This is a genomic window from Pseudomonas sp. P106(2024), from assembly GCF_057480815.1.
The window spans coordinates 71,350-86,738 of sequence record NZ_JBLIYU010000015.1; the positions used below are offsets into that span (position 1 = coordinate 71,350).

The 15,389-nt window shown below is 65.5% G+C and carries 14 protein-coding genes; 3 read left to right on the forward strand and 11 right to left on the reverse strand.

Annotated features, from left to right (window positions below):
- Positions 1 to 106: 106 nt before the first annotated feature.
- Together AC25M7_RS20905 and AC25M7_RS20910 are read right to left on the reverse strand one after the other, a co-directional pair.
- A complete protein-coding gene (locus tag AC25M7_RS20905; RefSeq protein ID WP_009681539.1) occupies positions 107 to 265 on the reverse strand; it encodes a YqaE/Pmp3 family membrane protein in 159 nt (52 codons plus the stop codon).
- A 157-nt stretch (positions 266 to 422) separates the two neighbouring features.
- Complete coding sequence (locus tag AC25M7_RS20910) at positions 423 to 1,700, reverse strand: aspartate aminotransferase family protein (protein ID WP_088852403.1); 1,278 nt, start codon at positions 1,698 to 1,700, stop codon at positions 423 to 425.
- 208 nt (positions 1,701 to 1,908) lie between these two features.
- On the opposite strand from AC25M7_RS20910, the gene AC25M7_RS20915 reads away from it, so the two are divergent.
- Positions 1,909 to 2,832 (forward strand): LysR family transcriptional regulator, encoded by a 924-nt coding sequence (locus tag AC25M7_RS20915; protein ID WP_062362936.1) that lies wholly within the window; start codon positions 1,909 to 1,911, stop codon positions 2,830 to 2,832.
- Between the two features lie 385 nt (positions 2,833 to 3,217).
- Here the strand turns inward: AC25M7_RS20915 and AC25M7_RS20920 are convergent, their stop codons facing one another.
- The 9 genes from AC25M7_RS20920 to bioB form a co-directional block, all read right to left on the reverse strand.
- Positions 3,218 to 4,996: an acyl-CoA dehydrogenase C-terminal domain-containing protein gene (locus tag AC25M7_RS20920; protein ID WP_062362933.1), complete on the reverse strand. Its 1,779-nt coding sequence runs from the start codon at positions 4,994 to 4,996 to the stop codon at positions 3,218 to 3,220.
- Between the two features lie 135 nt (positions 4,997 to 5,131).
- Entirely contained in the window at positions 5,132 to 6,415 is a 1,284-nt protein-coding gene (locus AC25M7_RS20925; RefSeq protein WP_028689063.1) for a GGDEF domain-containing protein, read from the reverse strand.
- 378 nt (positions 6,416 to 6,793) lie between these two features.
- On the reverse strand, positions 6,794 to 8,599 hold the full coding sequence (locus AC25M7_RS20930; protein WP_486971410.1) for a phenylacyl-CoA dehydrogenase: 1,806 nt from the start codon (positions 8,597 to 8,599) through the stop codon (positions 6,794 to 6,796).
- 250 nt (positions 8,600 to 8,849) lie between these two features.
- Positions 8,850 to 9,146: a hypothetical protein gene (locus AC25M7_RS20935; protein WP_028689065.1), complete on the reverse strand. Its 297-nt coding sequence runs from the start codon at positions 9,144 to 9,146 to the stop codon at positions 8,850 to 8,852.
- A 109-nt stretch (positions 9,147 to 9,255) separates the two neighbouring features.
- On the reverse strand, positions 9,256 to 9,936 hold the full coding sequence (gene bioD / locus AC25M7_RS20940) for a dethiobiotin synthase (protein ID WP_486971411.1): 681 nt from the start codon (positions 9,934 to 9,936) through the stop codon (positions 9,256 to 9,258).
- Between the two features lies 1 nt (position 9,937).
- On the reverse strand, positions 9,938 to 10,762 hold the full coding sequence (bioC, locus tag AC25M7_RS20945) for a malonyl-ACP O-methyltransferase BioC (RefSeq protein ID WP_028689067.1): 825 nt from the start codon (positions 10,760 to 10,762) through the stop codon (positions 9,938 to 9,940).
- The gene (locus AC25M7_RS20950) at positions 10,755 to 11,486 is read right to left on the reverse strand and encodes an alpha/beta fold hydrolase (RefSeq protein ID WP_486971412.1); all 732 of its coding nucleotides are present in this window, start codon (positions 11,484 to 11,486) and stop codon (positions 10,755 to 10,757) included. Before AC25M7_RS20950 ends, bioC begins: the two co-directional genes overlap by 8 nt.
- Complete coding sequence (gene bioF / locus AC25M7_RS20955) at positions 11,479 to 12,651, reverse strand: 8-amino-7-oxononanoate synthase (protein WP_213882749.1); 1,173 nt, start codon at positions 12,649 to 12,651, stop codon at positions 11,479 to 11,481. Before bioF ends, AC25M7_RS20950 begins: the two co-directional genes overlap by 8 nt.
- Before the next feature lie 2 nt (positions 12,652 to 12,653).
- Positions 12,654 to 13,712 (reverse strand): biotin synthase BioB, encoded by a 1,059-nt coding sequence (gene bioB, locus AC25M7_RS20960; RefSeq protein ID WP_028689070.1) that lies wholly within the window; start codon positions 13,710 to 13,712, stop codon positions 12,654 to 12,656.
- 90 nt (positions 13,713 to 13,802) lie between these two features.
- On the opposite strand from bioB, the gene AC25M7_RS20965 reads away from it, so the two are divergent.
- Positions 13,803 to 14,540, forward strand: coding sequence for a ComFC family protein (locus AC25M7_RS20965; protein ID WP_486971413.1), 738 nt, complete (start codon positions 13,803 to 13,805; stop codon positions 14,538 to 14,540).
- A 57-nt stretch (positions 14,541 to 14,597) separates the two neighbouring features.
- A complete protein-coding gene (locus AC25M7_RS20970) occupies positions 14,598 to 15,362 on the forward strand; it encodes a TOBE domain-containing protein (RefSeq protein ID WP_062362918.1) in 765 nt (254 codons plus the stop codon).
- Positions 15,363 to 15,389 lie beyond the last annotated feature (27 nt).

Here is a 15,389-nt window from a genome sequence, read left to right on the forward strand (position 1 = left end):
TGGGAGCGGGCTTGCCCCGCGAGGCGGTGCCTGGCACCGGCTTCGCCGGTGTTCGCGGGGCAAGCCCGCTCCCACGCTGATCATGCTTGCAGAGCGGTCTTTGATCTCAGCGCTTGGCGATGATGTACACCGCATGCACGATCCCGGGGATATAGCCCAGCAAGGTCAGCAGGATATTCAGCCAGAACGCCCCGCCGAACCCCACCTGGAGGAACACGCCCAGCGGCGGCAGGATGATGGCGATGATGATGCGGATGAAGTCCATGTGCTGCGCTCCTTGAGGGTGTATCAACACAGACTAGCCGTGCCTCGCAGAGGTTCCACCAAGCAAAAAAAACGCCCCGGGCCATGTATTTCAGGCCAGGGGCGATGCGCAGGAACGCCAGACGGTTCGTTGAAATTCTGTATGCCGGAGCAATCGGTCAGGCCGGCACTTCGCGGCGGTTGTGCTGCTGGGCATGCAGGCGGGCGAACGCCCGGGCCAGGCGCAGGAGCATCTCGTCGATATTGCCCTTGCTCACGGTCAGCGCCGGCGAGAACCGCACCACGTCGACCTGCGGCGCATTGAGCAGCAAGCCCTCCTGCAGCGCGGCCTCGACCAGCTGCGCCGCGCTGTCTTCACGCAGTTGCAGACCCCACAGCAGCCCCTGGCCACGCACCTCGCCCTGGCCGTAGCGACCCGCCAGGCGGCTCAGGCCATCGCGCAGGTGCCGGCCACTGTCCAGCACCTGCTCGAAGAAGCCCGCCTCCAGCACGGTCTGCAACACGGCCAACCCTGCGGCGCTCATCAGCGCGTTGCCATGGTGGCTGCCCTCCAGCTCGCCCGGTTCGGCGCAGCAGGCACGGCCACGAGCCAGTAGCGCCGCCAGCGGCACGCCACCGCCCAGGCCCTTGCCGAGAGTGATGATGTCGGCCCGCACTCCGTAGGATTCTTCTGCCAATAGGGTGCCGCAGCGTCCTACACCGGTCTGCACTTCATCGAGAATCAGCAGAATGCCAAGCTCACGGCATAGGCGCTCGACACCCTGGAGGTAATCACGGGTGGCCGGGATCACGCCGGCTTCGCCCTGGATCGGCTCGAGCATGATCGCCACGGTGCGCGAGTCGACCGCCGCGTGCAGCGCCGCCAAGTCGTTGAACGGCACTTTGCTGAAGCCCGGCAAGCCGGGCTCGCAGCGGTTGCACGGCAGCGGATCGGAAGCCGACAACGCCCCAAGGGTGCGCCCATGGCAACCCTGGCTGGCGGTGATGATGTGATAGGCGCCGTTGCGGTGTAGCTGGCCCCACTTGCGCGCCAGCTTGATCGCGCCCTCGCAGGCTTCGGCACCGCTGTTGAGCAGGTAGGCCTGGTCACTGCCAGTGCGCTGGCATAGTAGCTCGACCAGGCTCAGCAGACCGCGGCTGTGATAGCCCGCACCGGGGTTGATCAGCGCCTGGGCCTGGTTGCCCAGCGCCTTGACCAGCACGCTCGGGCTGTGCCCCAGGCTGTTGACCGCGCAACCCTGGGTGAAGTCCAGGTAGGCGTGCCCCTCGCTGTCCCACAACCAGGAACCCTGGCCACGCACGAACACCTGCGGCGCACGCTCGGTGCTGGGCATCAGCCGCTCGCGGGAGAGCTGCGCGCCGGCCGGCTCGATCACCGGAGCACGCTTGGGCTCGGCGACGGCGGGCGCCGAGCGGCGCAGGTTGAACAGGTTCATCGGGGCTCCGGCCAATCACGGGTGGGCGGTCAAGGTTCCGGTCTGGCGCCGGAATCGGATATTTTGCCTTGCCTATCAAAAGTGTTTTTCATTCGGGGTAACAATCGCCTTGAAGACCGCTGTAACCCGTTGGAATACGGCGATAGACTAGGCTTACGGCCAATTTGCGGCCATTTCGTTTTTCCAGCTTTTTCGATAAGTATCACTTATGGATTTCCGACAACTGCGTTACTTCGTCGCGGTCTACGAAGAGGGCCATGTGGGCCGCGCCGCCGAACGTCTGTCACTGTCGCAGCCGGCACTGTCGCAGCAGATCCGCCAGCTGGAACATAGCCTCGACCTGAGCCTGTTCGAACGCAGCAACAAGCGCCTGCTGCCCACGCTGGCCGCCCATACCCTGTACAACCACGCCGTGCCCCTGCTCGACGGTCTGCAACGGGCCCACGAAGCCATGGGCAACTTCAAGGGCCAGTCGCTGCGCACCCTGGCCATCGGCGTGCTGCAGACCGTGCGGCCAAGCCTGGTGCCACAGTTGCTGGAAAGGGTGCGCAAGGCCCAGCCGCATCTGGTGGTGCAGATCTATGAACTGTCAGGGTCGGAGATCGAGCGGCGCCTGCTCAATGGCAGCCTGGACATCGGCATCAGCTACCTGCCGCCGCGCCAGCCGGGGCTGCATGGTTTACTGCTGTACGAGGATGAGCTTCAGCTGGTGATCCCCAGGACCCACCCGCTGAAAGACTTCAAGAAGGTCTCTATCCGCCAGGCGGCGGAGCTGCCGATGCTGATGCTCGGCGAGGAGTTCCAGATCCGCCAGATCTGGAAGGCGCAGCTGGCCAGCCAGGGTCGCAGGCCCCAGGTGCAGGCCGAGATGAACAACATGGCGGGGATCCTCGACAGCCTGGCGCACACGGCGCTGGCGACCATCCTGCCGGGCCGGGCCAAGGATGCCGCGCAGGACGACCAGGAACTGCTGTGGAAGCCCCTGAGCGAGCCGCGGGTGCCGCTCAAGGTCGGCCTGGTGTTCCGCGATGCCCAGCGCCAGCAGGCTTCGGTGGAGCTGCTGCGGACCTTGCTGGAAGAGGAAGCCGACCCACGTCAGCTGGGTGCCTCGCCACTGGATGTGCTCGGCTGAAAAATACGCGCACAAAGAAAACCCCGCCTAAGCGGGGTTTTCCAGACTGTTTCCCTTCGACATCCCTATCAACCCGCCGTCCTGGCAGGAAATCCTTCGTGTCCCTGTTCTATCTTTTCGCGCTTCCTGCGCTACTTCCGTGTAAGGCGTCCTGCTCTGTCCATTGCGCGTCCTGCGCTACGTCCATGTAAGAAAGAGTAACCGTGGATCCAATCTTAGGAAAGAGGCGAAACGTCACTACGTCGTGTAAGCCAAAGCTTACAAAAGCAGTCCTTGCACAAACACACCACCCTGACAAAGCAAAAGGCCGCCCCTGCAGAAGGATTGCATCCCCCTGCAAGAGCAGCCTTGAGCCGCAACGGACTGCTATGCAGCCCAGCAATGGTTAGAACTGCGCGGCGTCCAGCAGATAGAGCGACTCGCTCCCCGCCTTCACCGATGCCACCAGCGAGTGAACCCGTGGCAGCAGGCGTGCGAAGTAGAACCGCGCCGTGCCCAACTTGGCACCGTAGAAGTCGGCATCCCCGTCACCGGCCTTGGCCGCCCGCGCCATCAATGCCCACATGTAGGCGTAGGCGACGTAGCCGAACGCGTGCAGGTACTCGACCGAGGCCGCGCCGATTTCGTTGGGGTTGCCCTTGGCCTGGTCCAGCACCCAGGCAGTCAGCTCATCGAGCTGATCAAGGGATGCCGCCAGCGGCTTGGTGAATTCACCCAGCTCGCCGCCTGCAGTGGCGATGAACTGGCGGATCTCGTCGGCGAACAGCGTGTAGTAGGCGCCGCCGCTGGCCACCACCTTGCGGCCGACCAGGTCCAGCGCCTGGATACCGTTGGTGCCTTCGTAGATCTGGGTGATGCGCACATCGCGCACCAGTTGCTCCTGGCCCCATTCGCGGATGTAGCCATGGCCGCCGAAGACCTGCTGGCCATGCACGGTGCACTCCAGGCCCAGGTCGGTGAGGAAGGCCTTGGCCACCGGGGTCAGCAGCGCCACCAGCTCCTCGCTGCGCTTGCGGACCGCGGCGTCTTCACTGTACTTGGCGCTGTCGAGCTGCATCGCCACATAGGTGGAGAACGCGCGACCGCCTTCGGTCAGCGCCTTCATGGTCAGCAGCATGCGGCGCACGTCCGGGTGGACGATGATCGGGTCGGCCACCTTGTCCTTGGCCTGTGGCCCGGTCGGAGCACGGCTCTGCAGACGGTCGCGGGCGTACTCCACGGCGTTCTGGTAGGAGCGCTCGGCCGAAGCCAGGCCCTGGATACCGACCCCCAGGCGCTCGTAGTTCATCATGGTGAACATGGCCGCCAGGCCCTTGTTCGGCTCACCGACGATGTAGCCGACCGCCTCGTCGAAGTTCATCACGCAGGTGGCCGAGCCCTGGATGCCCATCTTGTGCTCGATCGAGCCGCAAGTGGCCGGGTTGCGCGCGCCGAGGCTGCCATCCTCATTGACCAGGAACTTGGGCACCAGGAACAGCGAGATGCCCTTCGGACCTGCCGGGGCGTCCGGCAGCTTGGCCAGCACCAGGTGGATGATGTTCTCGGTGAGGTCGTGCTCGCCGCCGGTGATGAAGATCTTCGTGCCGCTGATCTTGTAGCTGCCGTCGGCCTGAGGCTCGGCCTTGGTGCGGATGATGCCCAGGTCGGTACCGGCGTGGGGCTCGGTGAGGCACATGGAACCGGCCCAGACGCCGGCGTACATGTTCGGCAGGTACTTTTCCTTGAGCGCTTCACTGGCGTGGGCGTTGATCGACAGGCAGGCGCCGGCGGTCAGCATCGGGTACAGGCCGAAGGCCAGGCTCGAGGCGTTGACCATCTCCTCGACCTGCGCCGAGACGACCTTGGGCATGCCCATGCCACCGAAGAGCGGATCTCCGCCAACGCCGACCCAACCCCCTTCGGCATAAGTCTGGTAGGCCTCGATGAAGCCCGCCGGGGTACGCACCGAACCGTTGTCCCAGTGGCAACCCTCTTCGTCGGCGGCGCGGCTCAGCGGCGCGATTGTCTTGCCGGTGACCTTGCCGGCCTCCTCCAGCACGGCCATGGCCGTGTCCGCATCGACCGCCTCGGCCAGGCCGGGCAGTTGCGACCAGAGCGTGGCCACGTCGAAGACTTCATTGAGGACGAAGCGCATATCGCGCAGGGGCGCTTTATATTCAGCCATGACAACCTCTCGCTATCGGGGTCGGGGCGGCCCGTCGGGGCCGCGGCACTGGGATGACCGCAGTGTAACCGAACAACTTTTACGAGACATAGGGTCATCATGCGACCGAATAGTCTTACATAGTCACACAACAACTCACGCCATGCGCACGGCGCCGCGCCTCGATTGCTGGCCGAAGGTCATGACGCAGTTACGCCCCGCGCCCTTGGCGCTGTACAACGCCTGGTCGGCAGACTTGAGCACTTCGTCGGGATTGCGGTGCTCGACCTGGCGTTCGGCGACGCCGATGCTGATGGTCACCGACACCGTGGTGTTGGCCCCTGCGCCACGGCGCTGGCGCCCGGTGGAATCATCCTGCGGCCGGCTGTTCTGGTCGCGCAGCTGGATGGCGTAGTTGGCGATCATCTCGCGCACCGCCTCCAGGTGCGGCAGGCACTCTTCGGCGGTCTTGCCGGCGAACACCAGGGCGAACTCCTCGCCGCCGTAACGGTAGGCGCGCCCGCCGCCGGTCACCTTGGAAAGGCGGCTGGCGACCAGGCGCAAGACCTGGTCACCGACGTCGTGGCCGTGGGTGTCGTTGAATTTCTTGAAGTGGTCGACGTCGGTCATGGCGATCACATAGTTGCGCCCCAGGCGCTGCATGCGCTCGTTGAGGGCCCGCCGCCCGGGCAGGCCGGTCAGCTCGTCGCGGAAGGCCATCTGGTAGGCCTCGTGGGACACCGCAGCGGCGATCATCAGCATCACCTGGCTGCACATGATGTTCAGGGTGAACGGCAGGATGAAGGTCTTGGGCAGCATCCAGAAGATGCCGATCAGGCCGATGATCTGCGCGGCATGCAACGGCCTTGGCTCGCGCAGGTACTGCACCACCAGCAGGATGAACACCGCCAGGAACAAGGGGTAGGCCAGCTGGATCAGGCTCATCCACTGGCCATGCAGCGCGGGCCAGCGGATCTCGGCCAGCCAGCCCAGCAGCGCCTCGGGAAAACTCTGCTCCAGCGCCACCGCCACGCTGCTCACGGCGAACAGCACGGCGAAGCGCGCCAGCAGGTCCTGGGCCAGGTGGGTGCGTTCCTGCCACGCCCCGTACAGGCCGAACAGCGCCGGCAGCAGCAGGCACACCAGGTGGAAGATCACCGCCGCATCCTCGCGGACCCGGCCGTTGTCGCGGTAGAAATCGGTCTGGGTATCGAGCAGGAAATAGGCGATATACACCGTGACCATCAGGAACAGCTCGCGCTGGCGGCGGTACACGGCGCAGTAGGCGCCACCCAGCAACAGCACCAAGGTGGGTAGAACGTTGAACAGCGATGTGAAGAAGACGCTGAGGTCCCTTACATAGGCTGCCGCAAGCCCTGCCAGCAACAGAATAAGCGAAGGCAGGAAGTGGCTCGCGCGTACAGCGGATAGACGAAACAAGGGTAATCTCCGACCCGGCAGATCAATAATGGCATTGTGCCCCTACTTCATCGGCAGTGCACATGAATAGATGAATACAGATGCCCGCTTTAACGGCAGATCAGGGGCCAAGCTTGAGACTTTCTCGTTACGGGATGCGACACCCGGTAGGATTTTTCCTGTTTACGCGTTCCCTGTGGGAGCGGCCTTGCGTCGCGAAAGGGCTGCAAAGCAGCCCCGGCGATCTTTGCATCAACGCTGGAATCCTGGGGCTGCTCTGCAGCCCTTTCGCGACGCAAGGCCGCTCCCACAGACGACCGCGTAAGTCGCAGCTGAAATCCAGGCGAAAAAAAACCGCCTGCCGGTGAGGGCAGGCGGTTTTTCGTACAACCAACTGGCTTAGATGGACAGACCGAAGTCTTCTTCCTTCATCGCCATCAGGTTGTCGGCGCCGGAGAGAATCGCCGCGACGTGGCTGCGGGTACGCGGCAGGATGCGCTGGAAGTAGAAGCGCGCAGTCTGCAGCTTGGCGGTGTAGAACGCCTCTTCGCTGGTACCGGCTGCCAGTTTCTCGGCGGCCAGGCGGGCGATGTCGGCCCAGAAGTAGGCCAGGCACGCGTAGCCCGAGTACATCAGGTAGTCCACCGAAGCGGCACCCACTTCCTCGCGGTCCTTCATCGCGGCCATGCCGATCTTCATGGTCAGCTCGCCCCACTCCTTGTTGATCGCAGCCAGCGGCTCGACGAACTCCTTGGTGGCTACATTGCCTTCCTGACCCTGGCAGAACTTGTGGACGATCTTGGTGAAGCCCTTGAGTGCCTCGCCCTGGGTCATCAGCACTTTACGGCCGAGCAGGTCGAGGGCCTGGATGCCGGTGGTGCCTTCGTACAGCATGGAGATACGGCTATCGCGCACGTTCTGCTCCATGCCCCACTCGGCGATGAAGCCGTGACCGCCGTAGATCTGTACGCCGTGGTTGGCGGCCTCGAAGCCAACTTCGGTCATGAATGCCTTGGCAATCGGGGTCAGGAAGGCCAGCAGGGCGTCGGCCTTCTTGCGCTCCTCCTCGTCCTGGCTGTACTTGACGATGTCCACCTGCTTGGCGGTGAAGTACACCATCGCGCGGTTGCCTTCGGCAAAGGCCTTCATGGTCAGCAGCATGCGACGCACGTCCGGGTGGACGATGATCGGGTCAGCGGCCTTGTCCGGCGCTTTCGGGCCGGTCAGCGAGCGCATCTGCAGGCGGTCACGGGCGTACTTCAGGCCACCCTGGAACGCCACCTCGGCGTGGGCCAGGCCTTGCAGCGCGGTACCCAGGCGAGCGGTGTTCATGAAGGTGAACATGCAGTTCAGGCCTTTGTTGGCCGGGCCGATCAGGTAGCCGGTGGCGCCGTCGAAGTTCATCACGCAGGTGGCGTTGCCGTGGATGCCCATCTTGTGCTCGAGGGAGCCGCAGCTCACGCCGTTGCGCTCGCCCGCACCGCCTTCGGCGTTGGGCAGGAACTTCGGCACGATGAACAGCGAGATGCCCTTGGTGCCAGCCGGGGCGTCGGGCAGGCGGGCCAGGACGATGTGGACGATGTTGTCGGCCATGTCGTGCTCACCGGCCGAGATGAAGATCTTGGTGCCGGAAACCTTGTAACTGCCGTCGGCCTGAGGTTCGGCCTTGGTGCGCAGCATCCCCAGGTCGGTGCCGCAGTGCGGCTCGGTCAGGCACATGGTGCCGGTCCACTCGCCGGACACCAGCTTGGTCAGGTAGGTGTGCTGCTGCTCGGGGGTGCCGTGGGCGGAGATGGTGTTCATCGCGCCATGGGACAGGCCCGGGTACATGCCCCACGACCAGTTCGACTCACCGACCATTTCGCTCAGGGCCAAGCCCAGCGACTCGGGCAGGCCCTGGCCGCCGTGCTCGACATCGTGGGCCAGGCTCGGCCAGCCGCCCTCGACGAACTGCTGGTAGGCTTCCTTGAAGCCGGTCGGGGTCTTCACGCCCGACTCGCTCCAGGTGCAGCCCTCGAGGTCGCCGACGCGGTTCAGCGGGGCCAGCACCTCTTCACAGAACTTCGCGCCTTCCTCCAGGATCGCGTCGACCATGTCAGGCGTGGCGTCCTGGCAGCCCGGCAGGCTCTGATAGTGCGCCTCATAGCCGAGCAGCTCGTCGCGGACGAAGCGGATATCACGCAAGGGGGCTTTGTAATCAGGCATTGCGATGAACCTCTGTGATGAGTTCGGTGGGGAGACCGCGGATACCGACCAGCTCTTGGCGGCTTTCGGTCAAACAGTTGTTTGAAACTTACGTTTAGGTGGCCTCGCTGTCAAGGTGGGCTAGCGACGGCATTTGTGCCGCCGAATATGCCATTTACGCCAACCGCCCTCAAACGCATCGCGGGGCAAGCCCGCTCCCACGGATGGAAGCGGGCTTGCCCCGCGATGTAAGCAAAAGTAATTCAGCGGGTCAGACGTAGGTGTCGATGAACCGACCGAGCATTTCATCGGAAGCCTTGGCGACTTTGGCACCGAGTTCGACTTCGTGCTTGCCCAAGGCCAGTTGCACGGTGCTGGTGGCCAGATCCAGCTGCTGGCTGCGGTCGACACCGCGCAGGCGCTCGGCCTGGTATTCGGTGGACTGCCCGCTGGCGCCACGCTCGACAGCGCCGCTGGCGATCTGCTGGGCAGCCTGGTCGACACGGTTCTGGCCGTTCTGGATGGCACCCAGGCCCGCGTAGAAGGCGGAGCTCGCATTGATTTCCATGTCAGGACTCCATGACGCTGGATGAGGAACAGGCCTTATTAAAGCAGCACAGCGGGAAAAAGGCCCGTTTAAATCCCTAATAGCCTAGTGCCAGCTAATAGGCAAAGGCCTAATCCAGCAGGTCCAGCTGCAAATGCGCAGCCACCGCGTCCGCACCAGCCTGCTTCAACCAGGGCACCCGCCCCAGGCAGGGCGCGGGCAGGCGCTCGGCCAGGCTGGATAGGTTTTCTTCCAGGCGCGATGTTCGCGGATCGACGATGTTCGCCACCCATCCCGCCAGTTGCAGGCCGTCCCGGGCAATGGCCTCGGCACTGAGCAAGGCGTGATTGATGCACCCAAGTCGCACCCCCACCACCAGGATCACCGGCAGCTTCAGGGCGATGGCCAGGTCCGACAGGTTGGCATGGTCGGACAGCGGCACGCGCCAGCCACCGGCGCCTTCGATCAAGGTGAAATCGGCGTGCTGCGCCAGTACCTGCTGCATGGCATCGCGCAACGCCGGCACGCTCAGCACCACTCCGGCCTCGCGGGCTGCCACATGCGGAGCGATGGCCGGTTCGAAGGCGAAGGGATTGACCGCTTCATAGGGCAGTTTGACCGAACTTTCGTCGATCAGCGCCAGGGCGTCGCTGTTACGCAGCCCCTTGGCCGTCACCACGCACCCGGACGCCACCGGCTTGGCCGCCAGGGTGCTCAATCCCAGTTGCCGCGCCGCATGCAGCAAACCTGCGGCGATGGTGGTCTTGCCGACATCGGTGTCGGTGCCAGCAATGAAATAGGCCTGGCTCATGTCACTGCTCTCCGTCCGACGGCTTGTGTAAGACGCCGTAGACCACTTGGTAGGTGGCCGGCAGGCCTTGCACCTGGCGGTACTGTTCGTAGGCCTGCAACAGGCCCTGCATCCGCGCCCGACCGGTGAGCCCCGACGGACGCCCTGGGTTGAGGTTGTGCGCACCCAGCGCCTTGAGCTCATGGGTCAGGCTGCGCACATCGGGATAATGCAGCACGTGGGGACGCCGCTCCAGGTCGATCAGCTCCAGTCCGCTGTCACCGCACAGACGCTGGTAATCCTCGAAACGCCGGAAGCGATTGACGTGCACCATGCCATCCACGGCCTGCCAGCTGGCGCGCAATTCATCCAGCGTGCCCACGCACAGACTGCTGAAGGCCAGCACGCCGCCGGGGCGCAGCACCCGCCGCGCCTCGCCCAGCACGCTGGCGAACTGACCGCACCACTGCACCGCCAGGCTGCTGAACAAAAGGTCAACGCAACCATCGCGCAACGGCAGGTGCTCGGCGTCCCCCGCCACATGATGCCGGGCGCCGCCCTGCTCGCGGGCATGGCGCAGCATGCCTTCGGCGATATCCACCGCCACGCCACTCGATTGCGCGAAGCGCTCGGCCAGCACCCGGCTGAAGTGGCCGGTGCCGCTGCCCATGTCCAGCCAGCGCGCAGGCGCAAGGTTGCTGGGCAGCTTTTCCAGCAGTGCCATGCCCACCGCGCGCTGCAAGGCCGCGACGCTGTCGTAGCTGGCCGCGGCGCGGGAAAACGAAGCCGCCACCTGACGCTTGTCCGGCAGGGTGCCGGGCAGGGGGGGCTGGGAAAGGTCAGTCATCACCACTCTCATGCAGGAAACTCTTGATGCCCGCCGCCAGCTCCTGGGGATACTCCAGCAGGAAAGCGTGGGAACTGTCTTCGACCAGGCCGACTTCCACGTCGGGCAGCAGGTCGCTCAGGGCCTTGGCCGCTTCCACCGGCACCAGCGCGTCACTGCCAGCGAACAGGTGCAGCTGCGGGCCGCCGTATTGCTCCAGGGCGGTGCGGGTATCGAGGCTGGCCAGCACTTCCAGGCCGGTTGCCAGGTACAGCGGATCGGTGTCGGGCACGCCCACGCCCAGCTGCCGCAGCAGGGTGCGCGGTTGCTGCGCGCCCTCGCTGCACAGGGTGCGGAAGCGCTTGAGGGTGACATGGGTATGGCTGCGGCAGCCGTCGAGGAAGGTGCCGAAAGTGTCGGCGGGCATGCCGTGCGGCCAGTCGGGCAGGGCCACGAAGCTGGGGTTGCTGGCCAGGGTGAGCAAGCCGCAGCAGTGGTCGCCCCGTTTGTGCGCCAGGGCGCTGGCGAGCATGCCACCCAGCGACCAGCCGCCCAACCAGACGTCGGTCGGCAGCCTGCGGTCCAGATGGTCGACCCAGGCCTGGACATCGCTGTGAGCCAGTTCCGGCAGCGCCATCAACTCGACCTGCAGGCGTGGATCCTGGGCGCGCAGGCTGGCGGCCAGCGGCTCCAGTGAAGCGGTGCCCAGGCCCCAGCCGGGCAGGAGGATCAGTCGGTTACGCATCGGCGGACTCCAGTTGTGGATAACACTCGGCCAATGCATTCAACAATAGCTGCACCTGCGCCTCACCGTGGGCGGCGCTCAGGGTCACCCGCAGGCGGGCACTGCCGGCGGGCACGGTGGGCGGGCGAATCGCCGTGACCAGCAACCCGCGCTCGCGCAGCAGGTGGGACAATGCCAGCGCCCTCCCCGCATCGCCGATCAGGATCGGCTGGATTGCGGTGTGGCTGTCCATCAGGGTCAGGCCGATCTGCTCGGCACCCGTGCGGAACTGCCGGATCAGCGCCGCCAGGTGCTCGCGCCGCCAGTGTTCGCGGCGTAGCAAGTCCAGGGCCTTGAGCGTGGCGCAGGCCAGCGCCGGTGGCTGGCTGGTGGTGTAGATGTAGGGCCGGGCGAACTGCACCAGCGCCTCGATCAGTTCCTCGCTGCCGGCGACAAAAGCACCGGAGGTACCACAGGCCTTACCCAGCGTGCCGATCAACACCGGCACGTCCTCGACGCCGAGGCCGCAATGCTCGACCAGGCCACCACCCTTGGCGCCAAGGGTCCCCAGGCCATGGGCATCGTCGACCATCAACCAGGCACCACGCTCGCGGGCCACCTTGGCCAGGGCCTGCAGGTCGGCGCAATCGCCGTCCATGCTGAACACACCGTCGGTGACCACCAGGGTATTGCCGGTCGCTTTGTCCAGGCGGCTGGCCAGGCTGGCCGGGTCGTTGTGTAGATAGCGGCTGAAGCGGGCGCCGCTGAGCAGCCCGCCGTCGAGCAGGGAGGCGTGGTTGAGGCGGTCCTGCAGCACCGTGTCGCCCTGCCCGACCAGCGCGGTGATCGCGCCGAGGTTGGCCATGTAGCCGGTGGAGAACAGCAGCGCACGCGGCCGGCCCGTCAGTTCGGCCAGCGCCTCCTCCACCTCGTGGTGCGGGGTGCTGTGGCCGATCACCAGGTGCGAGGCACCGCCGCCGACCCCCCAGCGTTCGGCGCCGTCGCGCCAGGCCTTGATCACCTCGGGGTGATTGGCCAGGCCCAGGTAGTCGTTACTGCAGAAGGCCAGCAGCGGCTGGCCGTCGACCACCACCTGCGGCCCCTGCGGGCTTTCAAGCAGTGGTCGCTGGCGGTACAGGTCGGCGGCACGCCGTTCGGCCAGCCGCGCGGCGAGATCGAAGGCCATAGTCAGGCCGAGGCTGCGTCGTAGAACAACTCGCTGCTGCGCTGCTCGACCAGCGCCTGCTCGATGGCGGCCTGGTGCACTTCGTCGGCGTGTTCTTCACGAGCTTCCGGCTGGATACCGAGGCGGGCGAACAGCTGCATGTCCTTGTCGGCCTGCGGGTTGCCGGTGGTCAGCAGTTTCTCGCCGTAGAAGATCGAGTTGGCGCCGGCCATGAACGCCAGGGCCTGCATCTGCTCGTTCATCTGCTCGCGACCGGCCGACAGGCGCACATGGGACTTGGGCATGAGGATCCGGGCCACAGCCAGCATGCGGATGAAATCGAACGGATCGACGTCCTCCTCATCGGCCAGCGGCGTGCCGGCGACCTTGACCAGCATGTTGATCGGCACCGACTCCGGGTGCTCGGGCAGGTTGGCCAGCTGGATCAAGAGGCCTGCGCGGTCGTCCAGCGACTCGCCCATGCCGAGGATGCCGCCGGAGCAGATCTTCATGCCGGCATCGCGCACGTAGGCCAGAGTCTGCAGGCGCTCGCTGTAGGTGCGGGTGGTGATGATGCTGGCGTAGAACTCCGGCGAGGTATCGAGATTGTGGTTGTAGTAGTCAAGGCCCGCCTGGGCCAGGGCCTGGGTCTGCTCCTGGTCGAGCTTGCCGAGGGTCATGCAGGTTTCCAGGCCCATGGCCTTGACCCCTTTGACCATCTCCAGCACGTAGGGCATGTCCTTGGCCGACGGGTGCTTCCACGCCGCGCCCATGCAGAAGCGGGTCGAGCCGATGGCCTTGGCCCGGGCGGCCTCCTCCAGCACTTTCTGCACTTCCATCAGCTTCTGTTTTTCCAGCCCGGTGTTGTAGTGACCGGACTGCGGACAATATTTGCAATCTTCCGGGCAGGCGCCGGTCTTGATCGACAGCAGCGTGGAAACCTGCACGCGATTGGGGTCGAAGTGCGCGCGGTGGACGGTCTGGGCCTGGAACAGCAGGTCGTTGAACGGCTGCAGGAACAGGGCCTTGACCTCGGCCAGGGACCAGTCGTGACGTGTGGTTGCAATTGCGCTGGCGCTCATTGGCGTTTCCTTATCTATGGTCTGACTGACGCCGGGACAGGAAAACCCTCCAGCGCATCACGGATAGCTCGCATAGTCACGGAAGGCTGCATGAACTGTCAACCAATCAAGAACATGCTGGTTTACATATGTACAAATACCGATCAATTCTGTTTGCTCTGCGACGAGCCTAGCGAGCAGCTCTATCCTTTGTGCATTGCCTGCGAGCAGGCACTGCCCTGGCTGGATGAGCAGTGCCGCCGTTGCGCGCTGCCCCTGGCCATGGACGGCCTTCTCTGCGGTGGTTGCCGCCGTCGCCCACCGGCATTCAGCCGGGTGATCGCGCCCTGGCATTACGGTTTTCCCATCGACACCCTGGTCAGCCGTTTCAAGCACAGCAGCCAGTGGCCGCTGGGGCGGCTGTTGGCACAATTGCTCGGCCACAGCCTGACGTACCGCTACAACGAAGGCCTGCCACGGCCGGACCGTCTGTTGCCCGTGCCGCTGGCCAAGCGTCGACTGCGCCAGCGCGGCTTCAACCAGGCGGCGATGCTCGCCCGCTGGCTCGCCGGGCAACTGCGCCTGCCCTGTGACGAGCGCCTGCTCCAGCGTGTGCGCGATACCCCGGCGCAGCAGGCCCTTGGCGCCCAGGCCCGGCACCGCAACCTGCGCCAGGCCTTTGCCCTTGCTCCCGGCTGCGAGCTCGACGGCCTGCACCTGGCACTGGTCGATGACGTACTGACCACCGGGGCGACCGCACAGGCCATCGCCCGCCTGCTGCGCCAGGCCGGCGCCCGGCGGGTCGACATCTACTGCCTAGCGCGCACGCCCAGGCCGGGCCAGGCTTGACTTGCCCCGGTGACGGCGGCAACGTCGCGGGACCTACACCACACCCGATGCCCGCCCATGTCCCTGCCTGCCCTGCTCACCCAGCACATCGTCCGCCGCCCACAGCGCATCGCCCTGTTGCAGCATGTCGCCGAACAAGGCTCGATCACCCGCGCCGCCAAGGCTGCGGGCATCAGCTACAAGGCCGCCTGGGACGCCATCGACGAACTCAACAACCTGGCGGCGCAGCCCCTGGTGGAGCGCAGCACCGGCGGCCGCGGCGGCGGTGGCGCACGGCTGTCCGCAGAAGGCGAGCGGGTGCTGTGCCTGTACCAGCGCCTGCAGGCCCTGCAGGCGGAGATTCTCGAGTCCGCCGAGGACAGCAGCGACCTCGACCTGCTCGGCCGCCTGATGCTTCGTACCAGTGCGCGCAACCAACTGCAGGGGCGGATCAGCGGGCTGCGCCGCGAAGGCCGGCATGATCGCATCAGCCTGGACCTGGGCGGCGGGCTGGAGATCGAGGCCTTGATCACCCGGGGCAGCACCGAGCGGCTGGAGCTGGCGTTGGGGGGGACGGTGGTGGCGCTGCTCAAGGCCGGCTGGGTACGGTTGCTGGACGCGGCTGAGACGCCGGAGCCAGGGAGCAACTGCCTGAAGGCCAAGGTGGAGGAGGTACTCATCGAAGAGGATGGGCCGGGTGAAGTGCGCCTGGCGCTGGGCAATGGCCAGACCTTGTGCGCCATCGCCGAGGCAGCCTGGCTGGCGCAACGGCAGGTCCAGCCAGGAAGCGCCCTGCGGGTACAGTTTCATCCGTCGTTCGTGTTGCTGGGAGTGCCGGTCTAACCTGGCCGCGAAGCCCAGGCCGGCTTG